Source organism: Kocuria rosea, assembly GCF_006094695.1.
GTDB lineage: Bacteria > Actinomycetota > Actinomycetes > Actinomycetales > Micrococcaceae > Kocuria > Kocuria rosea.
The window spans coordinates 2,517,428-2,540,891 of record NZ_CP035103.1 but is presented as its reverse complement, the minus strand read 5'-3'; the positions used below and the strand labels follow the sequence as shown (position 1 = coordinate 2,540,891).

Annotated in this window: 26 protein-coding genes; 22 read left to right on the top strand and 4 right to left on the bottom strand. The window is 74.2% G+C overall.

The window, feature by feature from the left end; genetic code table 11:
* Positions 1-128: 128 nt before the first annotated feature.
* The 7 genes from EQG70_RS11720 to EQG70_RS11695 all read left to right on the top strand — a co-directional run bounded on the left by EQG70_RS11720 (position 129) and on the right by EQG70_RS11695 (position 5,111).
* Positions 129-557 (top strand): hypothetical protein, encoded by a 429-nt coding sequence (locus EQG70_RS11720; protein ID WP_109222402.1) that lies wholly within the window; start codon positions 129-131, stop codon positions 555-557.
* Positions 558-647: 90 nt separating this feature from the next.
* Positions 648-1,751, top strand: coding sequence for a histidinol-phosphate transaminase (locus EQG70_RS11715; protein WP_017832900.1), 1,104 nt, complete (start codon positions 648-650; stop codon positions 1,749-1,751).
* Between the two features lie 144 nt (positions 1,752-1,895).
* Positions 1,896-2,525, top strand: coding sequence for an imidazoleglycerol-phosphate dehydratase HisB (hisB, locus tag EQG70_RS11710; RefSeq protein ID WP_017832899.1), 630 nt, complete (start codon positions 1,896-1,898; stop codon positions 2,523-2,525).
* Complete coding sequence (gene hisH, locus EQG70_RS11705) at positions 2,522-3,289, top strand: imidazole glycerol phosphate synthase subunit HisH (protein ID WP_017832898.1); 768 nt, start codon at positions 2,522-2,524, stop codon at positions 3,287-3,289. The genes hisB and hisH overlap by 4 nt, the downstream gene beginning before the upstream one ends.
* A complete protein-coding gene (locus tag EQG70_RS18145; RefSeq protein WP_017832897.1) occupies positions 3,286-3,447 on the top strand; it encodes a hypothetical protein in 162 nt (53 codons plus the stop codon). Before hisH ends, EQG70_RS18145 begins: the two co-directional genes overlap by 4 nt.
* Positions 3,448-3,507: 60 nt before the next feature.
* The gene (gene priA / locus EQG70_RS11700) at positions 3,508-4,260 is read left to right on the top strand and encodes a bifunctional 1-(5-phosphoribosyl)-5-((5-phosphoribosylamino)methylideneamino)imidazole-4-carboxamide isomerase/phosphoribosylanthranilate isomerase PriA (protein ID WP_017832896.1); all 753 of its coding nucleotides are present in this window, start codon (positions 3,508-3,510) and stop codon (positions 4,258-4,260) included.
* Positions 4,257-5,111 carry an SseB family protein gene (locus tag EQG70_RS11695; protein ID WP_109268712.1) on the top strand — a complete coding sequence of 285 codons (855 nt, stop codon included), beginning with the start codon at positions 4,257-4,259 and terminating at the stop codon, positions 5,109-5,111. The genes priA and EQG70_RS11695 overlap by 4 nt, the downstream gene beginning before the upstream one ends.
* Positions 5,112-5,155: 44 nt before the next feature.
* Here the strand turns inward: EQG70_RS11695 and EQG70_RS11690 are convergent, their stop codons facing one another.
* Positions 5,156-5,566, bottom strand: a complete 411-nt coding sequence (locus tag EQG70_RS11690) for a DUF1844 domain-containing protein (RefSeq protein ID WP_017832894.1) — start codon at positions 5,564-5,566, stop codon at positions 5,156-5,158.
* 105 nt (positions 5,567-5,671) lie between these two features.
* Between EQG70_RS11690 and EQG70_RS11685 the strand changes: the two genes are divergently transcribed.
* The 6 genes from EQG70_RS11685 (at position 5,672) to EQG70_RS11660 (ending at position 9,480) form a co-directional block, all read left to right on the top strand.
* On the top strand, positions 5,672-5,968 hold the full coding sequence (locus tag EQG70_RS11685; RefSeq protein ID WP_109268713.1) for a DUF503 domain-containing protein: 297 nt from the start codon (positions 5,672-5,674) through the stop codon (positions 5,966-5,968).
* 337 nt (positions 5,969-6,305) lie between these two features.
* The gene (gene infC, locus EQG70_RS11680) at positions 6,306-7,259 is read left to right on the top strand and encodes a translation initiation factor IF-3 (protein ID WP_051063737.1); all 954 of its coding nucleotides are present in this window, start codon (positions 6,306-6,308) and stop codon (positions 7,257-7,259) included.
* Between the two features lie 156 nt (positions 7,260-7,415).
* Positions 7,416-7,610, top strand: a complete 195-nt coding sequence (rpmI, locus tag EQG70_RS11675; protein ID WP_017832891.1) for a 50S ribosomal protein L35 — start codon at positions 7,416-7,418, stop codon at positions 7,608-7,610.
* A gap of 94 nt (positions 7,611-7,704) precedes the next feature.
* Complete coding sequence (gene rplT / locus EQG70_RS11670; protein ID WP_031282709.1) at positions 7,705-8,094, top strand: 50S ribosomal protein L20; 390 nt, start codon at positions 7,705-7,707, stop codon at positions 8,092-8,094.
* A gap of 14 nt (positions 8,095-8,108) precedes the next feature.
* Positions 8,109-9,023, top strand: coding sequence for a TrmH family RNA methyltransferase (locus EQG70_RS11665; protein ID WP_232035316.1), 915 nt, complete (start codon positions 8,109-8,111; stop codon positions 9,021-9,023).
* A gap of 4 nt (positions 9,024-9,027) precedes the next feature.
* Complete coding sequence (locus tag EQG70_RS11660) at positions 9,028-9,480, top strand: (deoxy)nucleoside triphosphate pyrophosphohydrolase (protein WP_237740428.1); 453 nt, start codon at positions 9,028-9,030, stop codon at positions 9,478-9,480.
* Between the two features lie 44 nt (positions 9,481-9,524).
* On the opposite strand, the gene EQG70_RS11655 is transcribed toward EQG70_RS11660, so the two are convergent.
* Positions 9,525-9,953 (bottom strand): DUF4157 domain-containing protein, encoded by a 429-nt coding sequence (locus EQG70_RS11655; protein ID WP_031282707.1) that lies wholly within the window; start codon positions 9,951-9,953, stop codon positions 9,525-9,527.
* Between the two features lie 290 nt (positions 9,954-10,243).
* Here EQG70_RS11655 and pheS point away from each other — a divergent pair, with 290 nt between their 5' ends.
* From pheS to EQG70_RS11640, 3 genes are all read left to right on the top strand, one after another.
* The gene (pheS, locus tag EQG70_RS11650; protein WP_035929629.1) at positions 10,244-11,314 is read left to right on the top strand and encodes a phenylalanine--tRNA ligase subunit alpha; all 1,071 of its coding nucleotides are present in this window, start codon (positions 10,244-10,246) and stop codon (positions 11,312-11,314) included.
* Between the two features lie 3 nt (positions 11,315-11,317).
* Positions 11,318-13,870, top strand: coding sequence for a phenylalanine--tRNA ligase subunit beta (pheT, locus tag EQG70_RS11645; RefSeq protein ID WP_109268714.1), 2,553 nt, complete (start codon positions 11,318-11,320; stop codon positions 13,868-13,870).
* Between the two features lie 191 nt (positions 13,871-14,061).
* Complete coding sequence (locus EQG70_RS11640) at positions 14,062-14,679, top strand: hypothetical protein (RefSeq protein WP_109268715.1); 618 nt, start codon at positions 14,062-14,064, stop codon at positions 14,677-14,679.
* Positions 14,680-14,773: 94 nt separating this feature from the next.
* Here the strand turns inward: EQG70_RS11640 and EQG70_RS11635 are convergent, their stop codons facing one another.
* Positions 14,774-16,144: a M1 family metallopeptidase gene (locus tag EQG70_RS11635; RefSeq protein WP_138976473.1), complete on the bottom strand. Its 1,371-nt coding sequence runs from the start codon at positions 16,142-16,144 to the stop codon at positions 14,774-14,776.
* Positions 16,141-17,109, bottom strand: a complete 969-nt coding sequence (locus EQG70_RS11630; RefSeq protein ID WP_167508887.1) for a quinone oxidoreductase family protein — start codon at positions 17,107-17,109, stop codon at positions 16,141-16,143. The genes EQG70_RS11635 and EQG70_RS11630 overlap by 4 nt, the downstream gene beginning before the upstream one ends.
* A 333-nt stretch (positions 17,110-17,442) precedes the next feature.
* Between EQG70_RS11630 and argC the strand changes: the two genes are divergently transcribed.
* From argC to EQG70_RS11600, 6 genes are read left to right on the top strand one after another with little or no spacing between them, the layout of a single operon-like run.
* On the top strand, positions 17,443-18,492 hold the full coding sequence (gene argC, locus EQG70_RS11625; RefSeq protein WP_031282701.1) for an N-acetyl-gamma-glutamyl-phosphate reductase: 1,050 nt from the start codon (positions 17,443-17,445) through the stop codon (positions 18,490-18,492).
* Positions 18,489-19,703 carry a bifunctional glutamate N-acetyltransferase/amino-acid acetyltransferase ArgJ gene (argJ, locus tag EQG70_RS11620; protein ID WP_017832880.1) on the top strand — a complete coding sequence of 405 codons (1,215 nt, stop codon included), beginning with the start codon at positions 18,489-18,491 and terminating at the stop codon, positions 19,701-19,703. The genes argC and argJ overlap by 4 nt, the downstream gene beginning before the upstream one ends.
* Before the next feature lie 46 nt (positions 19,704-19,749).
* On the top strand, positions 19,750-20,679 hold the full coding sequence (gene argB / locus EQG70_RS11615; protein ID WP_109268718.1) for an acetylglutamate kinase: 930 nt from the start codon (positions 19,750-19,752) through the stop codon (positions 20,677-20,679).
* A complete protein-coding gene (locus EQG70_RS11610) occupies positions 20,676-21,989 on the top strand; it encodes an acetylornithine transaminase (protein ID WP_017832878.1) in 1,314 nt (437 codons plus the stop codon). The genes argB and EQG70_RS11610 overlap by 4 nt, the downstream gene beginning before the upstream one ends.
* Positions 21,990-21,997: 8 nt before the next feature.
* Positions 21,998-22,966, top strand: coding sequence for an ornithine carbamoyltransferase (argF, locus tag EQG70_RS11605; protein ID WP_017832877.1), 969 nt, complete (start codon positions 21,998-22,000; stop codon positions 22,964-22,966).
* Positions 22,963-23,457, top strand: coding sequence for an arginine repressor (locus EQG70_RS11600; RefSeq protein ID WP_017832876.1), 495 nt, complete (start codon positions 22,963-22,965; stop codon positions 23,455-23,457). The genes argF and EQG70_RS11600 overlap by 4 nt, the downstream gene beginning before the upstream one ends.
* Positions 23,458-23,464: the final 7 nt, after the last annotated feature.

The window sequence follows — 23,464 nt, the reverse complement described above, 5'->3', positions numbered from 1 at the left end:
ACACGTGCTAGACATGGGTCATCGGTATTCGAAAGTATGTTCGATCGAATGGAGGCCCGCGAGGGTCGTCGACCGGACCGGTGTTCGAGATCGCCCGCTCCGTGCGGGAACGTCAAGGAGTTCATGTCATGAGTGCCAGTGCCACCCTCACCGCCGTCGTCGCCCGCCGCCGCGAGTCCGCAGGATCCGCCCGGGGGCTCGGCCGTGCGCTCCGGCGGGCCCGTCCCGCCCGCTCCGCGTCCCGCACCCCGCTGACCCTGACCCGCCGCGGCCGCCTGGTGTTCCTGGGGCTGCCCGTCCTGGCCGGCTCCGCCGCCCTGGTGGTGCTCGCCGTGATCTTCCTCGTCCCCTCGACGGCCACGGCCACGAGCGCACCCGTCCCGGGCTCCGGGACCGAGCAGACCACCGTGTTCCCCGGGCAGAGCCTTTGGGAGCTCGCCGTGGCGGCCGATCCGGACCGGGACCCGCGGGAAGTCATGGACGAAATCGTGGAGCTCAACGACCTGGACAGCTCCGTGCTCGTGGCCGGCCAGCTCCTCGAGGTCCCGGCCACCTGAGCCGCCCGCCCGATCAGCACGCCCCGCTCTGTACACCCCGATCTGTACGCCCCGATCTGTACGCCCCGGGCGGAGCACTAAACTGTCCGGGTGACGCAGAACCTGGACCGACTCAACGCCCTCCCGCTCCGCGACGACCTGCGCGGCAAGACGCCGTACGGCGCCCCGCAGCTCGACGTCGCCGTGGCGCTCAACACCAACGAGAACACCCATCCGGTCCCGGCGGACGTGCACGCGGCGATCGTCCGGGAGGTCACCGAGGCGGCCTGGACCCTCAACCGGTACCCGGACCGCGAGTTCACCGCCCTGCGCGAGGAGCTCGCCGCGTACCTCGGCCACGGGCTCGGGCCCGGGAACCTGTGGGCGGCCAACGGGTCCAACGAGATCCTGCAGCAGATCCTGCAGGCCTTCGGCGGCCCGGGCCGCACCCTGCTCAGCTTCGTCCCCACCTACTCGATGTACCCGCTGCTGGCCTCCGGCACGCACACCGGCTTCGTCGCCGGGGAGCGGGCGGCGGACTTCGGCCTGTCCGCGGAGTCCGCGGCCGAGCAGGTGCGCCGGCACCGCCCCGACGTGGTCTTCCTCTGCTCGCCCAACAACCCGACCGGCACCGCGCTGGGCTCGGACGTGGTCACCGCCGTGTACGAGGCGGGGGAGGAGTTCCGCACCGTCGTGGTGGTCGACGAGGCGTACGCGGAGTTCTCCCACGGCGGCACCCCCACCGCGCTCACGCTGCTCGAGGGCCGGCCCCGGCTGATCGTCTCCCGCACCATGAGCAAGGCGTTCGCGCTCGCCGGCGCCCGCCTCGGCTACTTCGCGGCGGCGCCGGAGGTCGCCGACGCCGTGCGCCTGGTCCGGCTGCCGTACCACCTCTCCGCCGTCACCCAGGCCACGGCCCTGGCGGCCCTGCGCCACTCGGAGTCGCTGCTGGCCAACGTGGAGGACATCAAGGTCCAGCGCGACCGGATCGTCGACGAGCTCAAGCGGATCGGGCTGGAGCCGGCCGAGTCGGACTCCAACTTCGTGTTCTTCGGCGGCATGGAGGACTCCCGGGCCGTGTGGGGGGAGCTGCTCGAGGACGGGGTGCTCGTGCGGGACGTCGGGATCCCCGGCCACCTGCGCGTCACCGCCGGCACCGAGGAGGAGACCACCGCGTTCCTGACCAGCATGGAGCGGATCGTCTCCGCCGGCTGAGGGGCCCCGGGGCCGGGTCCTCCCGACCCGGATAGCATGGAGGCAGACCACCACCACCGGGCCCGGGGCGCCGCCGTGCGTCCCGGCCCGGACCATCCGCGGCCCACCGACGGCCGTGCCGCGCCCGCGAGGAGTTCCCACCGAATGAGCGACCAGACCACCACCGGCACCCGTGCGCCCCGCCGCGCCGCCCTGGAGCGGCGCACGAGCGAGTCCACGGTGTCCGTCGAGATCGACCTCGACGGCACCGGCGAGAACGACATCGACACCTCGGTGCCCTTCTACGACCACATGCTCACCGCGCTGTCGAAGCACTCCCTGATCGACATGCGGATCCGGGCGACCGGGGACACCCACATCGACGTCCACCACACCGTCGAGGACACCGCGATCGTCCTCGGGGACGCCCTGCGCCAGGCGCTGGGCGAGAAGGCCGGGATCCGCCGGTTCGGCGAGGCCACCGTCCCGCTGGACGAGGCCCTGGCCAACGCCGTGGTCGACATCTCCGGCCGGCCCTACGCGGTGCACACCGGCGAGCCGGAGGGCCAGCAGTACCACCTCATCGGCGGGCACTTCACCGGCTCCATGGTCCAGCACGTCTTCGAGTCCCTGGCCCACCACGCCGGGATCTGCCTGCACGTCACGCTGCTGGCCGGCCGGGACCCGCACCACATCGCCGAGGCCCAGTTCAAGGCCCTGGCCCGCGCGCTGCGCCAGGCCGTGGAGCCCGATCCCCGGGTCCGCGGCATCCCGTCCACGAAGGGGGCCCTGTGAGCGCCGACGGCACCGCCGCGACCGACGGCGCCGCCCGGCCCACCGTCACGGTCCTCGACTACGGCGCCGGCAACGTGCGCTCGGCCGTGCGCGCCCTCGAGGCCGCCGGCGCGGACGTGGTGCTCAGCGCCGACCCCGAGGCGGTGCTCGACGCCGACGGCCTCGTGGTCCCCGGCGTCGGCGCGTTCGCCGCCGTCATGGACGGCCTGCGCTCCGTGGACGCGCTGCGCCTGATCGGCCGCCGCCTCGCCGGCGGACGGCCCGTGCTGGGCATCTGCGTGGGCCTGCAGGTCCTCTTCGACTCCGGGGTGGAGCACGGCCAGGAGACCGAGGGCATGGGCGAGTGGCCCGGCGTCGTCGAACGGCTGAAGGCCGACGTCGTCCCGCACATGGGCTGGAACACGGTCGACCCGCCCGAGGGCAGCGTCCTGTTCCGGGGCATCGAGGACCAGCGCTTCTACTTCGTGCACTCCTACGGGGTGCAGGAGTGGGACTTCCCGCAGAGCATCCAGAAGATGCGGCCGCCGCAGGTCACCTGGTCCGACCACGGCGGGCGCTTCATCGCCGCTGTGGAGAACGGGGCCCTGTGCGCCACGCAGTTCCACCCCGAGAAGTCCTCCGAGGCGGGCATCCAGCTGCTGCGCAACTGGCTCGGCACCCTGCCTCGCACGGGACGCCTCGACCACCTCAAGGCCGGCGACCCCCTCGGCGGGGACACCCTGGCCGGCCGGCCGACCCTGGAGAGCCAGGACGGCGCCGCGTGAGCGCGGCCGTCGTCGTCATGGTGCTCGGGGCGTTCGTCGCCGGCGGCGCCATCTCGTTCCACCAGCAGCGCAAGCCGCTGTGGACGGTCGTCCTCCTGGCCGCCGTCGCGGCGGCCCTCGTCGGCTACGGCTGGTACGCCTGGTTCCAGGGCCGCTGAGCCCCGGGCCCACCCCGAACGTCCGCACACCCGCACCCGAGCACCGAGAGAAGAGAACCCATGTCCCTGAGCGAGACCCCCCGCCTCCAGCTGCTGCCCGCCGTCGACGTCGCGGACGGCCAGGCCGTGCGCCTGGTCCAGGGCGAGGCCGGCTCCGAGACCGGCTACGGCGACCCGCTCGAGGCCGCCCTCGCGTGGCAGGAGGCCGGCGCCGAGTGGATCCATCTCGTGGACCTCGACGCCGCCTTCGGCCGCGGCGACAACATCGACGTCCTCCGCCGCGTGGCCGCCGAGCTGGAGCTGAAGGTCGAGATGTCCGGCGGCATCCGCGACGACGCCTCGCTGGAGCGGGCGCTGTCCCTGGACCCCGCGCGGATCAACCTGGGCACCGCGGCCCTCGAGAACCCCGAGTGGACGCAGAAGGTCATCGCCGAGCACGGCGACGTCATCGCGGTGGGCCTCGACGTGCGGGGCACCGTGCTCGCCGCCCGCGGCTGGACCGAGGAGGGCGGGGACCTCTGGGAGGTCCTGGACCGCCTCGAGGAGCACGGCTGCGCCCGCTACGTGGTCACCGACGTCACCAAGGACGGCACCCTCAAGGGCCCCAACCTGGAGCTGCTGCAGGAGGTCGCGACCCGCACCGACAAGCCCGTGGTCGCCTCCGGGGGGATCTCCTCCCTCGAGGACCTCGCCGCCCTGCGCACCCTGGTGCCCTCCGGCGTCGAGGGCGCGATCGTGGGCAAGGCCCTCTACGCGGGCCGCTTCACCCTCGAGGAGGCCCTCGACGTGGCGGGCCGGCCGGGAGCGCGGTGACCGGGCGGCCCCTGCCGGCGCACATCGCCGCCCAGCTCGCGGGCGCGGGCGGCACGGAGGACACCGGCGGCCAGGCCTGGGCCGGGCGCGACCTGGGGGAGGGCACCAGCCACACCCACCGCTTCCCCGACGACGACGGCGCCGCCGCCCCGGCCGTGCTGCAGGCCCTCGAGGACCTGCGCGCGGGGAGGGGGGACGAGTCCGCGGTGGTCGCCGCGCTGGCCGGGACCCGGGTGTTCGTGCCCGTCGTGGCCGAGGTCTCGGCCTCGACCGTGACCGAGGCCGGTCTGGTGGCCGACAAGGAGGCCGACATGGCCCTCGTGTCCCTGCGGGCGGCGGACGGCCGGCAGGTGCTGCCGGTCTTCACGTCCACCGCGGCGCTCGCGCACTGGCACGACCGGGCGCGGCCGGTGGCCACGGACGTCCGCCGGGCGGCCGTGGCCGCGGTCAAGGACGGCACCCAGCTGCTCGTGCTCGACCCGGGCACGGAGCTCCCGTTCGTCGTGCGCCGCCCGGCCCTCTGGGCGCTGGCCCAGGGCAGGACCTGGACGCCCTCCTACCGCAGCCCGGCGGTCGGGGCGGCCGTGCGGCGCTGCGCCGAGGACCTGCCCGGGGTGCTCGGCGTGGGGACGGCCCCCGGCGACGGGGTGGCCGTGCGCGCCGCGGACGGGGTGGTCGTCCGGGGCGGCGGGGCGGGCCCCGAGCTGGCCGTGGTGCTGTCCCTGCGCGCCGGGCTCGACCGGGCGCAGCTGGACGACGTCGTCGCCCGCTTCCAGGCCCGGCTGAGCGTCGAGCCGGCCCTCGCGGAGGACGTGGACTCGATGCAGCTGCGTCTCACGACGGCGGGCTGACCCGGGGAACCCGGATCAGCCCGCGGCACGCGGGGTGACGGTCCTCAGGTGACGGGACCCGTGAACCGCTCGCCGGGTCCCTGGCCGGGGGCGTCCGGGTAGCGCGAGGCCTCCCGGAACGCGAGCTGCAGGGTGCGCAGGCCGTCGCGCAGCGGAGCGGCGTGCTGCGAGCCGATCTCCGGGGCCGCGGCGGTGACGAAGCCGGCCAGCGCGGTGATGAGCTTGCGCGCCTCGTCGAGGTCCTTGAGCTCCTCCGCGTCCTCGCCGGCGGCGAGACCGCACTTCACGGCGGCGGCGCTCATGAGGTGCACGGCCGCGGTCGTGATGACCTCGATGGCGGGGACCTCCGCGATGTCGCGCATCTGCTCGTCGACGGCGCTGACCGTCTCCTGCGGGATCTCCTGGCCGGACCGTGCGGCGTCGTCGTCGAAGCGGAAGGTGTTCTCGGAAGTCATGTCCCAACTCTGCCACACCGCTGTCCGCCGCCCGGACCGTCCCGGCCCCGCCGGCACTATCCTGCTGGGGAGGCCGGGGGACGGCCGGGAGGAGGCGGGGACGCCGTGTGGATCGGGTGGATCGAGTTCGACGTGCTCCTGGGGGACGTGCACTCCCTCAAGGGCAAGCGCTCCGTGGTGCGGCCCCTCGTCGCGGAGCTGCGCCGCAGGTTCCCCGTGACCGCGGCCGAGGTCGGCCACCTGGAGCTCCACCGCCGGGCCCTGGTGGGCACCGCCGTGGTCGCGGTCGACGCCGCCCGCCTCGTCGAGGTCCTCGACGACGTCGAGCGCTTCGTCGCCGCCCGCCCGGAGACGGAGCTGCTCTCGGCCCGCCGGGCCCTGCACAGCACCGAGGACGAGTGACAGCGCGCACGCCCGCCGTTTCCCGAACCGGCGGCCCATGGGCTAGACTGGTCGGCAGTGTGCAAGTGGAGGAGACTCCCACCCGCGCCGGCCACGGTCCCCGATCCGCTCGGACGACCTGATCACGGCCGCCGGGTCCGCGACGACATCGTCCGCACGACGGCACGGCCGGGAGTTCCCGCGTCCGCTCCGTCACGCAGCGCGCCACCCCCGGGTGGCGCACCGATGAGCCTCCGCTTGCCGACCGCAGCGGGGGCTTTTTGTCGTTGCGGACCGGACCGAACCATGAGGTCCCCGGAAACCTCCGGGCGACCACGCAGAACATCAGGAGCACGGCATTAGCGATCCACGTATCAATGACAGAATCCGAGTCCCCGAAGTCCGTCTCGTCGGACCCGCAGGCGAGCAGGTCGGCATCGTCCGCGTCGAGGACGCACTGAGGCTGGCCCGCGAATCGGATCTCGATCTGGTCGAGGTGGCGCCCAACGCCAAGCCGCCGGTGGCCAAGCTCATGGACTTCGGCAAGTACAAGTACGAGGCCGCGGTCAAGGCCCGGGAGTCGCGCAAGAACCAGACGAACACGGTCCTCAAGGAGGTCCGGTTCCGGCTCAAGATCGACACCCACGACTACGAGACCAAGGTCGGCCACGCCAAGCGGTTCCTCGGGGCCGGCGACAAGGTCAAGGCCATGATCCAGTTCCGCGGCCGCGAGCAGCAGCGCCCCGAGATGGGCGTCCGCCTGCTCGAGCGCTTCGCGAACGACGTCGCGGAGGTCGGCGCGGTCGAGTCGAGCCCCCGGGTCGACGGCCGCAACATGGTGATGGTCGTGGGCCCGCTGAAGAACAAGGCCGAGGCCAAGGCCGAGGCGCGCCGCCAGAAGCAGCGCGACGAGGCGAAGGCCGAGAACGAGCGCAAGGCGAAGGACAAGATCGACACGTCCTCCGCGGCGCCCGTGACCCAGTCGATCGGGGACGCGTTCCCGGCCGAACTGCGCGAACGGGCCGGGCAGGCCGAGGAACCGGTGCAGCAGCCGGCCCCGGAGCCCGAGGTCCCGGAGACGGCGCAGGCCGCCGCCCCCGAGCCCGAGGTCGCCGAGCCGGAGGCGCCCGAGGCCGTCGAGGCCCCGGAGCCCGAGGTCGCGGAGGCGCCCGAGGTCGTCGAGGCCCCGGCGCCGAAGGCCGCCCCGAAGCCGCCGGCCCCGAAGGCCCCGGCGCCCACGGCCCCGGCCGCGGCGCCGAAGGCTCCCCGGCCCGGTCCCAAGCCGGGCGCCAAGCCCGGGCCCCAGGCCTGAGCGGCGCACGACCTTCCGCGCGAGCGGAGCAGAACTGACAGCGCCCCGCGGCGCGCAGCCGGTCCCGGTTGCACCCAGGGGCACCGTGGAGGTGCGGCGGACGTCGCCGTGCCCTCCGGTGGCCACCACCGGAAGAAACGCAAGGAGAGCGGCCACATGCCGAAGATGAAGACCCACAGCGGGGCGAAGAAGCGCTTCAAGCTCACCGGTACCGGCAAGGTGAAGCGCCAGCAGGCCAACCGCCGCCACTACCTGGAGCACAAGTCCTCGCGGCTGACCCGCCGCCTGGCCTCCGACCAGATCGTGGCCCCCGGCGACGCCAAGGTCATCAAGAAGATGCTGGGCAAGTAGTCCCCACCGCATCCCCCGGGGAGTCCGACTCCCCGCCCCGCACAGATTTGACCTCCCGGCCGCGCGGCCGGGACCGAAGTGAAGGAGTACACACGTGGCACGTGTGAAGCGGGCGGTCAACGCCCACAAGAAGCGCCGGGAAATCCTCGAGCAGGCCTCCGGCTACCGCGGCCAGCGCTCGCGCCTGTACCGCAAGGCGAAGGAGCAGGTCACCCACTCGTTCGTCTACAGCTACAACGACCGCCGGAAGCGCAAGGGCGACTTCCGCCGGCTGTGGATCCAGCGCATCAACGCCGCGGCCCGCGCCAACGGCCTGACCTACAACCGCTTCATCCAGGGCCTCAAGGCCGCCGAGGTGGAGGTCGACCGCCGGATGCTCGCCGAGCTGGCCGTGAACGACCAGCAGGCGTTCGCCGGTCTGGTCGAGATCGCGAAGAACGCCCTGCCGGAGGACACCTCCGCGCCGCGCGAAGCCGCCGCCTGAGCACAGTCGGAGCAGTGAACCTCACGGAGCGCCTGGCCGCCCAGCCGATGTCCAACCCCCGAGCCGATCGGGTCAGGGACGTCGCGGGACTGGTCGGGCGCTCCGCGCGTTCCAAGCGCGGGCTGTTCCTCGCCGAGGGCCCGCAGAACGCCCGCGAGGCCCTGGCCCGGCATCCGGAGTCCCCGTGCGTGGACGCCGTCTACGTCACCGAGGACGCCCTGGGCCGCCACCCGGACATCGCCGCGCTCCTCGAGCGTGTGGCCGAGGACCGCTCCGTGTTCGTTCGCCTCGTGACGCGGGAGGTCCTCGCCGCGATGAGCGACGCGGTGACCCCGCAGGGCGTCGTCGTCGTGTGCCGCCCCCTCGACGCGGACCTCGGGGCCGTGCTCGCCGCCCGGCCGCGGCTCGTGGCCGTGCTGGCCCGGGTCCAGGACCCCGGCAACGCCGGCACCGTGCTGCGCGCGGCGGACGCCGCCGGCGCGGACGCGGTGGTGCTCACCGCCGGCAGCGTGGACGTCTACAACCCCAAGACCGTGCGCTCGACCGCCGGCTCCCTCTTCCACCTGCCCGTCGTCGTGGGCGCCGACCTGCCCGCGCTGCTCGGGGCCGCCCGCGCCGCCGGGTGCGGCGTGCTGGCCGCCGACGGCCACGGGGACGTCGACCTCGACCGCCTCCAGGACGCCTCCGCCGCCCGGGCCGCCGGCGCGGACGGGGTCGACACCCCCTACGACCTGGCGCGCCCCACCGTGTGGCTCTTCGGCAACGAGGCCCGGGGACTGTCGGAGGAGGAGAAGGCGCTGGCCGACCACCGCGTCGCCGTGCCGGTGCACGGCCGGGCGGAGTCCCTCAACGTGGGCACCGCCGCCACCGTGTGCCTCTACGCCTCGGCCCGGGCCCAGCGGCGCCCCGGCGCCGGGGACGGGCGCTGAGCCCGTGACCGCTCCGTTGCCCGCCGCGTACCGCACCCAGGTGGTCGGCGCCGCCCTCCTCGACGACGCCCGCCGCCCCACGGCCTTCCTCGCCGCGCAGCGGGCCTACCCCGAGGCCCTGCGGGGCCTGTGGGAGTTCCCCGGCGGCAAACAGGAGCCGGACGAGAGCTGCGAGCAGGCCCTGGTGCGGGAGTGCGCCGAGGAGCTCGGCGTGGACGTCCGGCTGCTCGCGGAGGTGCGCGGACCGCACGCCCAGGGCTGGCCGCTCAAGGACACCGCGGCGATGCGGGTCTGGACGGCCGTGGCCGCCGGCGGCGACCCCCGGCCCGTGCTGGGGGAGGACCACCTGGCCGTGCGGTGGCTCCCGCTCGCCGACCCCGCCGCCGCGCTCGAGCTCCCCTGGATCCCGGCCGACCTGCCGATCGTGCACGCCCTGCTGGACCACCTGCGGGGCTGACCCGGTCCGTGCCGGCCGGAGCGGGTCAGGTGGCGGCGCGCCGGTCAGCCGTGGTGGCGGGGGGCGGGGGCGTAGCCGCCGTCGGCGAGACCGGCCCCGATCTCGAAGGGGTTGCGGTGCGCCGGGTGCCCGCAGCGCAGCACCGACCACCCCGCGGCCAGGAGGTAGGCCGGCAGGAAGGGCAGGCCCAGCCACTGCGCCCACTGGGTCGCGTGGCGGGACTCGTGGGCCACGAGCCGGGGGCGGGCCGCGACGTCGTCGATCCCGGCGCGGAACAGGACCACGTTGCCCACGGTGAACGCCCCGGCCCGGGGCAGCCGGGGCCGGTAGCCGAAGCCCAGGATCAGCCCCTCCGGGCCGCGGACCAGCTTCGTCCGGGAGGCCGCGGCGACCAGCAGCCCCAGCGGGGTGGACAGGTTCGCCATGTTCCACACCTGCCGCAGGCGCGCCGCCCGGCTCGGTTCGGGTGTCATGGCACCAGCCTAGATCCGCTCGGCGCACCCCGTCCGGGCCGACGATCGCCACGCCTGCGATCACCCGGGCACGGAAGCAGCGGGGCAGCGCCGGCACTCCTCCGCGCCGGACCGCGCCGCGCTCCGTCGACGTGCCGGAGAAGCGGTGGGCGGACCCTGCGGCCCGTGCCATAGACTGGAACACGCCCGCGATCCGTGCCGATCCGGGCTTTCCCGTGCTCCATGTCCCACGGACCGTGGGACGGCGTGCGCGGACGACCCCGTCCCCGAGCCGAAGAAGTCGCCAGCTGATGTCTGAACTGCCACCCGAGACCGCCCCGAGCGGCGCGGTCGACCCGACCGACGAGGCCGCGGTCGCCGCGGCCGTGGAGGCGGCCCTGGCCGCCGTCGGAAACGCCCAGGACCTCGACGAGCTCAAGGAGGTCCGGCTCGCCCACGCGGGGGACCGCTCCCCGCTGGCGCTGGCCAACCGGCAGATCGGCTCCCTGGACAAGTCGCAGAAGTCCGCGGCCGGCAAGCTGGTCGGCCAGGCCCGCGGCCGCGTCAACCAGGCGGTCGCCGCCCGCACCACGGTGCTGGAGGAGGAGCGGGACGCCCGGATCCTCGTCGAGGAGGCCGTGGACGTCACCGCCGCCGGCCGGCGCCGGCGCCTGGGCGGGCGGCACCCGCTGACCAACCTCATGGAGCGCGTCGGCGAGACGTTCGTGGCCATGGGCTGGGAGGTCGCCGACGGCCCCGAGGTCGAGTCCGAGTGGTACAACTTCGACTCCCTCAACTTCAAGCCCGACCACCCCGCCCGGGAGCTGCAGGACACCTTCTTCGTGGACCCGCCCGAGGCGCACCTCGTGCTGCGCACGCACACCTCGCCGGTGCAGATGCGCACGCTGCTCAGCCGCGAGCTGCCGGTCTACGTCGTCGTCCCGGGGCGCACCTACCGCACCGACGAGCTCGACGCCACGCACACCCCGGTCTTCCACCAGGTCGAGGGTCTGGCCGTGGACAAGGGGCTGTCGATGGCCGACCTCAAGGGCACGCTCGAGCACTTCGCCCGGCAGATGTTCGGCCCGGAGGCGAAGATCCGGCTGCGGCCCAACTACTTCCCCTTCACCGAGCCGTCCGCCGAGCTGGACGTGTGGCACCCGAACGCCAAGGGCGGGCCGCAGTGGATCGAGTGGGGCGGCTGCGGCATGGTCCACCCGAACGTGCTGCGCGCGGCCGGCATCGACCCCGAGGTGTACTCGGGCTTCGCGTTCGGCATGGGCATCGAGCGGACCCTGATGTTCCGCAACAACGTCCCCGACATGCGCGACATGGTCGAGGGCGACGTCCGCTTCAGCGAGCACTTCGGGATGGAGATCTAAGACATGCGAGTTCCTTTGTCATGGCTGCGCGAGCACGCCCCCGTCCCGGCGGACGCGACCGCCGAGGACGTCCTGGCCGCCCTGGTGACGGTGGGCCTCGAGGAGGAGGACGTGCACCGTCCCGCGGACCACCTGAAGGGCCCGGTCGTGGTCGGCCAGGTGCTGTCCAAGGAGCCGGAGACCCACTCCAACGGCAAGACCGTCAACTGGTGCACCGTCCGCGTGGTCCCCGAGGGCCAGGAGCAGACCCTGACCGGCGAGGGCATCGACCCCTCCGGCGTGCAGGGCGTGATCTGCGGGGCCCACAACTTCGAGGTCGGGGACAAGGTCGTCGTGACCCTGCCCGGCGCCGTCCTGCCCGGGGACTTCAGGATCTCGGCGCGCAGGACCTACGGCCACACCTCCGCCGGGATGATCGCCTCCGTCCGGGAGCTCGGCATCGGCGAGGACCACGACGGCATCCTGGTGCTCTCGACCCTCGGCCTGGACCCGGAGCTCGGCACGGACGCCCTCGAGCTGCTCGGCCTCCACGACGAGGCCGCCGAGATCAACGTGACCCCGGACCGCGGCTACGCGTTCTCGATCCGCGGCGTGGCCCGCGAGTACTGCCACGCCGTGCACGAGCCCTTCACCGACCCGGCCGGGACCGTGGCGCCCCGGGTGCCCGCCCCCACCGCGGACGGCTTCCCCGTGGCCGTCGAGGACGACGCCCCGATCCACGGCAACCCCGGGTGCACCCGCTTCGTCGCCCGCACGGTGACCGGCATCGACGCGAGCGCCCCCACACCCCCGTGGATGTCGGCGCGGCTGCGCCTGGCGGGGATCCGCTCGATCTCCCTGCCGGTGGACGTCTCCAACTACGTGATGCTCGAGCTCGGCCAGCCGCTGCACTTCTACGACCTCGGGACGCTGACCGGCGGCATCGGGGTCCGCCGGGCGGCGCCGGGCGAGACCCTGACCACCCTGGACGGCAAGCGGCGCACCCTGGACCCCGAGGACCTGCTCATCACCGACGGGTCCGGGCCCATCGGCCTGGCCGGGGTCATGGGCGGGGCGGCCACCGAGGTCTCGGACGCCACCGTCGACGTCCTCGTGGAGGCGGCCCGCTTCGACGAGGTCTCGATCGCCCGCACCACCCGCCGGCACCGGCTGCCCTCCGAGGCGTCCAAGCGCTTCGAGCGCGGCGTGGACCCGCAGATCGCCCCGGTGGCCGCCCAGCGCGCCGTGGAGCTGCTCGTGGAGCTGGCCGGCGGCACGGCCGGGCCCGGGGTCACCGACGTGGACGCCACCACCGCCCCCGCGCCCATCGAGCTGCCCTGGGACCACCCGAGCCGCCGCACGGGCGTGGAGTACACGGCGGAGCAGGTCGTCGCGACCCTCACCGAGCTCGGCGCGCAGGTCGAGGCCACCGACGACGGCTGGCGCGTCGTGCCCCCGTCGTGGCGGCCCGACCTGGTCGAGAAGGAGGACCTGGTCGAGGAGATCGCCCGCCTCGTGGGCTACGACGCGATCCCCTCGCGGCTGCCCGTGGCGCCCCCCGGGCGCGGCCTGACCGCTGAGCAACAGGCCCGCAAGCGGGTGGCCGACGCGCTCGCGGCCGCCGGGCTGACCGAGGTGCTCGCCTACCCGTTCGTCGCGCAGGCGGACAACGAGCTGTGGGGTGCCCCCGAGCCCGGGGTGCCCGTGCCGTCGGTGAAGCTGGCCAACCCGATCAGCGAGGCCCAGGGGATGCTGCGCGTGTCCCTGCTCCCGGGCCTGCTCGAGGTGCTGCGGCGCAACACCTCCCGCGGCTTCCGCGACCTGGCGCTCTACGAGGTCGGGCGCGTCTTCCGCCCCGGCGAGCAGCTCGGCAGCGCGAGCATCCCGCCGCTGGGGGCGCGCCCGGACCCGGCGGTGCTCGAGGAGCTCGAGGCCGGCCTGCCCGCCCAGCCGCGCCACCTCGCCGCGGTCCTCGCCGGCAAGGACGCGGCCGAGGGGCCGTGGACCGCGCCGCGCGCGTTCGACTGGCAGGACGCCCTCGACACCGCCCGGCTGGCCGCCGAGGTGCTGGGGGTCGAGCTGACCGTCCGCCAGGGCACCCACCAGGCGTTCCACCCGGGCCGCACCGCGGTGCTCGCCACCGCCGACGGCACCCCGCTGGGCTACGCGGGCGAGCTGCACCCGCAGCTCGTCGCCGCGCAGGACCTCCCCGAGCGGACCGTGGCGATGGAGCTGAACCTCAGCTCGCTCACCGCGGCCGAGTCCGGGGTCGTCCAGGCGCGCCCGATCTCCGGCTACCCGGCCGCCACGCAGGACGTCGCGCTCGTGGTGGACGCCTCCGTGCCGGCCGCCGAGCTGCGGGCCGCGCTCGAGGAGGGCGCCGGGGAGCTCCTCGAGGACGTCCGCGTCTTCGACGTCTACCAGGGACCCGGCATCGAGGAGGGCCGGAAGTCGGTCGCCTTCGCGCTGCGCTTCCGGGCCCCGGACCGCACGCTGACCGCGGACGAGGCCTCCGCCGCCCGCGAGGCGGCCGTCGCCGTCGCCGCCGAGCGCCACGGCGCCGTGCTCCGCGGCTGAGCGGTCCCGCCCGAACGGCCCGCCCCCTCCGGGGAGCGGGCCGTCCGTCGTCCCCGCCCCGCCCGGGCGGTAACACTCGCGAACGCCAGGGAGTGCGCCGTCGACTTCGGTACTGTGGCACCGGGTCCCCGGCCGCGACCCCGGCGTTCGCGACCGACCCCCCTTCCCCGACCCCGTTCCAGGAGCGCAGCATGACCGAGGAGACCACCGACCGCCAGGAGCCGTTCTTCGCCTTCGACGACGAGCAGGACGTGCAGGACGGGCGCGCCCGCCGGTCGATCGCCTGGAAGCCGACGGCCGTGGGCCTGCTGGGGCTGCTCCTGGGCCTGGTCCTCGCGGTGAGCGCGGCCCTCGCCTGGGACGACTCCCGCAGGCTGGCCGGCTACGCGGACCGGTCGTGGGTGATCTCCGGGCAGTACCAGGACCTCACCAACGATCTGCAGACCAAGACCTGGAACCCCATCTACCGCGGGGTGCTGCCCGCGGACGAGGCGGTCACCGAGCAGCCCTTCGACTCGGGCCTCGCCGACCCGCGCGTCCCGGAGGCGGGGGAGGAGATCGTCTTCCGCGGCACGCAGACGGGCTCCGGCGAGGACGACTTCCACCAGGAGGCCGACGCGCTGCTCGCCGTCGAGGACGGCACCCTCCAGGTGGTCGAGACCGCCGAGGCGGGCGAGTTCGGGAACGGCGTCACCGCGGGCACCATCGCGTGGCAGCGCGTCCAGGCGGCCCTGCTGCTGCTCGCCGGTCTCGCCGCGGCCGGGGGCGGGGTCTGGTTCGCCCGCCGGCTCTACCGCCGGGAGCACTGACCGGCCGGCCGCCCGCGCGGCGCAACGGGCCCCTGCCGGACGCACAGCGTCCGGCAGGGGCCCGTTCCCGTCGGTGCCGGGGGACCGGCGCGGGTCAGGGCAGGGCAGGCAGCTCCCGGCGGAGCAGCCACGTGTCGAGCAGGCCGTCGACCTCCGCCCATCGGTCCCGGGGCACGAAGCCCCGCAGGTGCTCCCGGAAGCCCGCCGTGCTCACCCACCCGTCCCGGTTGGCGGTGGCCCAGCCGCGCAGCAGGGCCCGGAAGGCGTCCTCGCCCACGGTCTCCCGGATCGCGTGGACGGTGAGGGCGCCCCGGACGTACACCACGTCGTCGAAGAGCCGCACCTGCCCGGGGTCCCCGATGACGAGGTCCTGGCGCATCTTGGACAGGGTCCGGTGCGCCTTCTCCGCGTGCCAGCGGGCCGGCCTGTCGCCGGAGGCCTCCGACCAGATCCACTCCGCGTAGGACGCGAACCCCTCGTTGAGCCAGATGTCCTGCCACGCGGAGAGGACCAGGCTGTTGCCGAACCACTGGTGGGCCAGCTCGTGCGCCACGAGCCGCTGCTCCTCCCAGTCCGTGCCCAACTGGTTCTTCCCGAACACGGAGCACGCGTAGCACTCGAACGGGTCCTCCAGCGACTCGTCGACGACCACCACGGTGTAGCTCGGGAAGGGGTAGGGGCCGAACCAGTCGTTGAACACCTCGATCATCCGGCCCTGCTCCGCGAAGGTCTTCTCCGCCTTCTTGCGCCGCTTCCTGGAGCACACCAGGTACTGGGGGACGCGCGAGCCCGAGAGCTCGTGCCGTTCGTACGGGCCGATCTGCACGGTGGCCAGGTAGGGCGGCAGCGGCACCCGGGACGTGTACACCCAGTGGCGCTCGCCGTCGCGCTCCACCACGGACTCCAGCTCGCCGTGGACCACCACCTCGTAGTCGGCGTCCGCGTGCACGGCGACCCGGTAAGTGGCCTTGTGGGAGGGGTGGTCCACGCACGGGAACCAGGTGGACGAACCGGTGGGCTGCCCGGCGACGAGCACGCCGTCGTCGAGCTCGGCCCAGCCGATCTCGCCCCAGGGCCCGTCCAGGGACTCGGGGTACCCCTCGTAGGCCACGGTGAGCGTGAACGCCTCCCCGGCGGCGACGACGCGCGGCAGGGTCAGCACGAGGCGGCTCCCGCGGTGGTCGGCGCGGACGCGGCGGCCGCCGAGCAGACCGCCGAGTCCGCCGGTGCCGAACCTGACATCGGTCACGGCGAGCTCGGTGAGGTCCAGCTCGATCCGGTCCGTGTCGTGCAGCGCGCGGCAGGACAGGGTGGCGCGCGCCTCGAGGCCGTTGTCCTCGACGTCGTAGTCGAGGTCCAGGTCGTAGTGCTCCACGGTGGCCGCGCAGCACCCCACGAACGGGGTGTAGGGGTCCCGTGCGCCGTCGGCGCCGAGGAAGCGGTGCATCATCGGTGCGGCGCTCACGGGACCAGCAGCAGCTTGCCCTGGGCGGCGCGGGACTGGAGCAGCTCGTGGGCCTGCCGTGCCCGGTCGAGCGCGAACGTCTCGGCGACGCGGAGGGTCAGCGACCCGTCGAGCACCGCGTCGAACAGCTCGCCCGCGCGCCAGTTCCGCTCCTTCTCGTCGAGCAGGTAGTCGTTGAGGGTGGGGCGGGTGAGGAACAGGGAGCCGTGCTGGGCGAGCCGCTGCGGGTCGAGCGGGGGCACCTGGCCGGAGGAGCCGCCGAAGAGCACCAGCATCCCGCGCCGGCGCAGCGCCCGGAGCGACTCGTCGAAGGTGTCCTTGCCCACCGAGTCGTAGACGACGTCGGCGCCGCGACCGCCGGTGACCTCCCGGACGTGCCCGGCGAAGCCCTCGTAGCCCACCAGGGCGAAGTCGGCCCCCAGGGAACGCGCGGTCTCCGCCTTGGCCTGCGAGCCCACCAGGGCGACCACCGTGGCCCCGAGCGACTTCAGCAGCTGCACGGCGAGACCTCCGACCCCGCCCGCGCCCGCGGTGACGACGGCGACGTCGCCCTCCTGGACCGGGTACGTCGAGCGGACCAGGTAGTGCGCGGTGAGACCCTGCAGCGGGACGGCCGCGGCGACCTCGTCGGACACGCCGGAGGGCACGCGCAGGGCCTTGTCGGCGTCCACGAGGAAGGCGTCGGCGTAGGTCCGGGACGCCTGCGAGGTGGTGATCCGGTCGCCCAGGGCGAAGTGGCGCACCTCGGAGCCCACGCCCGTCACCACGCCCATGCCCTCGGAGCCCGGGGTGAAGGGGTGCTCCACGGGGTAGACGCCCTCGCGCTGGTACACCTCGATGAAGTTCACCCCCGCCGCGCGGGTCTCGACGAGCAGCTGACGCGGGCCGGGTTCGAGGTCCGGACGCTCGCCGAGGGTCAGGACCTCGGGGCCTCCGGCTCGCTCGACCATGACGCAACGGACCATGACGGGTACCTCCTGGAGATCGCGGACGGGAACCCTGCCATGGTAGGCACGGAGTCCCGCCGCGCCCTCCCCGCAGGGGTCGCCCAGGGGTAGCGTGTGCACAAGAGGGGGCACGGGAAAGCCCCCGTAATCATCGAGATTTGCAGACGGGAAGCGTAGATTCGGGGGCAGAGCCGTTCCCGGGGGGAGCGCGAGAGCGGCCGTGGTCGATCCGAGTGGGGGGATCCTGACGTGCTCCGACGAGGCGTACCCGCGCCCCGCTCCGCCGGTCCTCCCCCCGTAGCGTGCATAAATATTGAAGACCATGCATAACTTTGAGCTAGAGTGGGTTCTATGACGTTCAGCGCAGCAGTGTCGGGGGCATCCGGCTACGCCGGTGGCGAGGTCCTGAGGATCCTCGCCGGTCACCCGCAGATCGAGATCGGGGCCGTGGGGGCCCATTCCAACGCGGGCCAGCGGCTGGGGGAGCTGCAGCCGCACCTGCACTCCCTCGCCGACCGGGTGCTCGTCGACACCACGGTGGAGAACCTCGCCGGCCACGACGTCGTCTTCCTCGCCCTGCCGCACGGCGCCTCGGCCGCGATCGCCGCGCAGCTGCCGGCGGAGACCGTGGTGATCGACGCCGGCGCCGACCACCGGCTCGACTCCGCCGAGGAGTGGGACCAGTTCTACGGGTCCCCGCACGCCGGGACCTGGCCGTACGGGCTGCCGGAGCTCGTCGTGGACGCCGAGGGCACCCGCCAGCGCGAGCAGCTCCGCGGCGCCACCCGCATCGCGGTGCCGGGGTGCTACCCGACCAGTGCCCTGCTCGCCCTGGGCCCCGGCTTCGCGGCCGGTCTCCTGGAGCCGGAGGACGTCGTGATCGTCGCGGCCTCGGGCACCTCCGGGGCCGGCAAGGCCGTCAAGGCGCACCTGCTCGGCTCGGAGGTCATGGGCTCGATGAGCCCGTACGGGGTGGGCGGCGCCCACCGGCACACCCCCGAGATCGAGCAGGGCCTCTCGAAGGCCGCCGGGCGCCGCGTGCGGATCTCCTTCACCCCGACGCTCGCCCCCATGCCGCGGGGCATCCTCACCACCGCCACCGCGCGGGTCCCCGAGGGCGTGACCGCCGCGCAGCTGCGGGAGGCCTGGGAGACCGCCTACGCGGCCGAGCCGTTCGTCACCGTCCTGCCCGAGGGGCGGTGGCCCTCGACGAAGTCGGTGGCCGGCTCCAACCACGCCCAGCTCCAGCTCGCCCACGACGCCCGGGCGGGGCGGGTCATCGTCACGTGCGTGATCGACAACCTCGTCAAGGGCACCGCCGGCGGTGCCGTCCAGTCCATGAACCTCGCACTCGGCCTGCCGGAGGACACCGGCCTGACACTCCAAGGAGTCGCACCGTGAGAACGTACCCCTCCCAGCAGCCCGCCGGCACCCTGCAGGTCGACACCGCCCGCGGCGTGGCCGCCGCCCAGGGCTTCCGCGCCGCCGGCACCGAGGCCGGCTTCAAGGACTCCGGCGGGCCGGACCTCGCCCTCGTCGTCAACGACGGGCCCCAGCACCACGTGGGGGCCGTGTACACGACCAACCGGATCACCGCCGCGCCCGTCCAGTGGTCCAAGGCCGCGACCGCGGACGGCCGGGCCGCCGCCGTGGTCCTCAACTCCGGCGGCGCCAACGCTTGCACCGGACCGCAGGGCTTCCAGGCCTCCCACCGGACCGCCGAGCTCGTCGGCGAGGCGCTCGGGGTCGGGGCCGGGGACGTGGTGGTGTGCTCCACCGGGCTGATCGGCATCCAGCTGCCCATGGACGTCATGGAGCGCGGCCTCCCCGGGGTCGTCGAGGCCCTCGGGGACGACGACGCCGCCGGGGCCGCCGCGGCCCGGGCCATCATGACCACCGACTCCGTCTCCAAGCAGGCCGCCTACGTCCGCGACGGGTGGACGGTCGGCGGCATGGCCAAGGGCGCGGGCATGCTCGCCCCGGGGCTGGCCACGATGCTCGTGGTGCTCACGACCGACGCGGAGCTCTCCTCCGACGCCCTGCAGTGGGCGCTCGAGGACGCGGTGAAGGTCACGTTCAACCGCACCGACTCCGACGGCTGCATGTCCACCAACGACACCGTGGTGCTGCTCGGCTCGGGCGCCTCCGGGATCACGCCGGACGAGTTCGAGTTCAGCCAGGCCGTGACCGCGGTGTGCCACTCGCTGGCCCAGCAGCTCATCACGGACGCCGAGGGCGCGTCCCACGACATCGAGATCACCACCGTCAACGCCGCGACCGAGCGGCAGGCGGAGGACGTGAGCCGCTCCGTGGCCCGCTCCAACCTCTTCAAGGCCGCGATCTACGGCAACGACCCCAACTGGGGCCGCGTCCTGTCCGCGGTCGGCACCACCGACGCCGCGTTCGACCCCGACCGGCTCGACGTCGCCATCAACGGTGTCGTGGTCTGCCGCAACGGCATGATCGGGGACCCGCGCGAGGGCGTGGACCTGGCCGCCGACCGCAGGGTCACCGTCCTGGTCGACCTCAAGGCCGGGGACGCCGACGCCACCGTCTGGACCAACGACCTGACCCACGACTACGTCGAGGAGAACAGCGCCTACTCCAGCTGACCAGCCCGCCCACCAGCACAGCACCGACCCACGGCGCAGGAGAACCATGACCGACCCGAGTGACCCGACCCGCAACGAGACCGCCCAGCTGAAGGCGGGCACCCTGATGGAGGCCCTGCCCTGGATCCAGCGCTACTCCGGGTCCGTGATGGTCTTCAAGTACGGCGGCAACGCCATGGTGTCCGAGCCGCTGCGGCAGGCCTTCGCGGAGGACATGGTGTTCCTGCGCCACGTCGGGATCAAGCCGGTCGTGGTGCACGGCGGAGGGCCCCAGATCAACCGCATGCTGGAGCGGCTGGGCATCGAGTCCGAGTTCCGCGGCGGGCTGCGCGTCACCTCCAAGGAGGCCGTGGACGCCATCCGCATGGTGCTGACCGGGCAGGTCCAGCGGGAGCTCGTCTCCCTGCTCAACGCCACCGGCCCGTACGCCGTCGGGCTCTCGGGGGAGGACGCCGAGCTGTTCCGCGCGGTCCGCCGGGGCACCGTGGTGGACGGCGAGGAGGTGGACCTCGGCCACGTGGGCGAGGTCGTCGGCGTCAACCCCGAGCCCGTCACCCAGCTCCTCGAGGCCGGGCGGATCCCCGTCATCTCCTCCGTGGCGCCGGAGGTCGACGCGCACGGCCGCCCCACGGGGGAGATCCTCAACGTCAACGCGGACACCGCCGCCGCCGCCGTGGCGGTGGCCCTGCGCGCCGAGAAGTTCGTGGCCCTCACCGACGTCGAGGGGCTCTACGCGAACTGGCCGGACAAGGACTCCCTCATCGCGTCGCTCTCCGCCTCGGAGCTGCGCGCGATGCTCCCGAGCCTGCAGGCCGGGATGATCCCCAAGATGGAGGCGGCCCTGCGGGCCGTGGAGGGCGGGGCGCGCCGGGCGTCCATCGTCGACGGGCGCAGCCCGCACACGTGCCTGCTCGAGATCTTCACCGACACCGGCATCGGTACCCAGCTCGTCCCCGACCACGGAGCATCGTCATGACCGCCCAGCACACCGCCTCCCGCTACTCGGCCCAGACCGCCCTGCTCGGCGAGTACGCCGACTCGCTGCTCGGCGTCTTCGGCAGCCCGTCCCTCGTGCTCACCCACGGCAAGGGCGCCGTGGTCACCGACGCCGACGGCCGGGACTACCTCGACCTGCTCGCGGGCATCGCCGTCAACGCCCTCGGCCACGCCCACCCGCGCTGGGTGGAGATCGTCTCCCGCCAGCTCGCCACCCTCGGGCACGTCTCCAACTTCTTCACCTCCCCCCAGCAGATCGCCCTCGCCGGGAAGCTGCTGTCCCTGGCCGGCGCGCCCGCGGGCTCCCACGTCTTCTTCGCGAACTCCGGCACCGAGGCCAACGAGGCCGCGTTCAAGCTCGCCCGCCGCCACGGCCACGAGCACCCCGGCCCGGACGGCCGGCCCCGCGGCACCGTCCTCGCCCTCGAGTCCGCCTTCCACGGCCGCACCATGGGCGCCCTCGCCCTGACCGCCAAGGAGGCCTACCGGGCGCCCTTCGAGCCCCTCCCGGGCGGGGTCCGGCACATCCCGGCGACCGTCGAGGCCCTCGAGGAGCACCTCGACGGGACGGTCGCGGCGCTGATCGTGGAACCCGTGCAGGGCGAGGCCGGCGTGCGCGAGCTACCCGAGGGCTACCTCCGGGCCGCCCGGGAACTGACCCGCCGGCACGGTGCGCTGCTGGTCGTGGACGAGGTGCAGACCGGGATGGGCCGCACCGGCCGCTGGTTCGCCTCCTCCGCCGAGCTCACCGGCGACGACCTGCCGGACGCGATCACCCTGGCCAAGGGCCTCGGCGGCGGCTTCCCGATCGGCGCGATGCTGACCGTCGGCCCGGAGGTCTCCGCGCTGCTCGGGGCCGGCCAGCACGGCACCACGTTCGGCGGCAACCCGCCGGCCACCGCCGCGGGCCTCGCCACCGTCACCGTCATCGAGGAGGACGGCCTGCTGGAGCACGCGCGCACCGTGGGCGCCGTGCTCGGCGAGGGGCTGCGCGCGGTCCCCGGGATCGGCGACGTGCGCCAGCACGGACTGCTGATCGGCGCCGACCTCGAGGTCCCCGAGGGGGCCACCGCCCCGTTCGGCCCCGCCGTGGTCGAGGCCGCCCGGGACGCCGGATTCATCGTCAACGCGACCGGCCCCGGGACCCTGCGCCTGGCCCCGCCCCTGATCCTGACCCCCGAGCAGGCGCGCACCTTCCTCGAGGCGCTCCCCGAGATCCTGCGCACCGCCGCCGCCGCGGTCACGGCCCCCGCCGCGACCTCGCCCGACTCCCCGCCGAAAGAAGCATGAACCCGTCCATGACCCCCCGCCACTTCCTCGTCGACACCGACCTCTCCCAGCAGGAGCAGACCGAGGTGCTCGAGCTCGCCGCCCGCCTCAAGGCCGACCGCTGGGCCCACCGGCCCTATGCGGGGCCCCAGACCGTGGCCGTGATCTTCGACAAGACGTCGACCCGCACCCGGGTCTCCTTCTCCGCCGGGATCGCCGATCTCGGCGGCAACCCGCTGATGATCAACCCGGGCGAGTCGCAGCTGGGCAAGGAGAGCGTGGCCGACACCGCGCGCGTCTTCTCCCGCATGGCCTCGACCATCGTGTGGCGCACCTACGCCCAGTCCGGGCTGGAGGAGATGGCCGCGGCCGCCACCGTGCCCGTCGTCAACGGGCTCTCCGACGACTACCACCCCTGCCAGATCCTCGCGGACCTGCTCACCGTCCGGGAGCACCGGGGCGGTCTCGCCGGGCTCACCTTCGCCTACCTCGGGGACGCCGCCAACAACATGGCCCACTCCTACCTGCTGGGCGGGGCCACCGCCGGCATGCACGTGCGCGTGGCCGGCCCGGCGAGCCACCTCCCGGACCCGGCGGTGGTGCGGGCCGCCGAGGAGCGCGCGGAGCAGACGGGAGGGTCCGTGCGCGTGACCACCGACCCGGCCGAGGCGCTCGCCGGGGCGGACGTGGTCTGCACCGACACCTGGGTGTCCATGGGCCAGGAGGCGGAGACCGAGGCGCGGGCGGAGGTCTTCCGGGCGTACTCCGTGGACGCCGCGGCGATGGCCCAGGCCGCGCCCGGGGCGCTGTTCCTGCACTGCCTGCCCGCCTTCCGCGGCTCCGAGGTCGCGGCCGAGGTCATCGACGGCCCGCAGTCCGTGGTGTGGGACGAGGCGGAGAACCGCCTGCACGCCCAGAAGGCCCTGCTCGTCTGGCTCATGGCGCGCTCCGGGCGCTACGACCTGGGTGCCGCCGACGCCTCCGCCGTCCCCGCATGAGCATCCCCGCCACCAAGACCGCCCGGCAGGCCCGGATCGTGGCCCTCGTGACCGGAGGGGCGATCCACTCGCAGGCCGAGCTGGCCGCCCGGCTGGCCGAGGACGGCGTGCAGGTCACCCAGGCCACGCTCTCCCGCGACCTCGTGGAGCTCGGGGCCGTCCGGGTGCGCGAGGGCTCCGGCGCCCTCGTCTACGCCGTCCCGCAGGCCGGGGCCGACCGCTCGCCCGCCTCCGGGATCACGCAGGAGGTGCTCGACGCGCGCCTGGCCAGCCTGTGCCGCGAGCTGCTGGTCACCGCCGAGGCGAGCGCGAACCTCGTGGTCCTGCGGACCCCGCCGGGGGCCGCCCAGTACTTCGCCTCCGCCATCGACACGTCCGTGCTCCCCGCCGTCCTCGGCACCATCGCCGGCGACGACACCATCATGGTGGTGTGCCGGGCGGCGGACGGCGGCCACGCCGTGGCCCGCCGCTTCCTGGAGCTCGCCGAGTAGAGGTCCC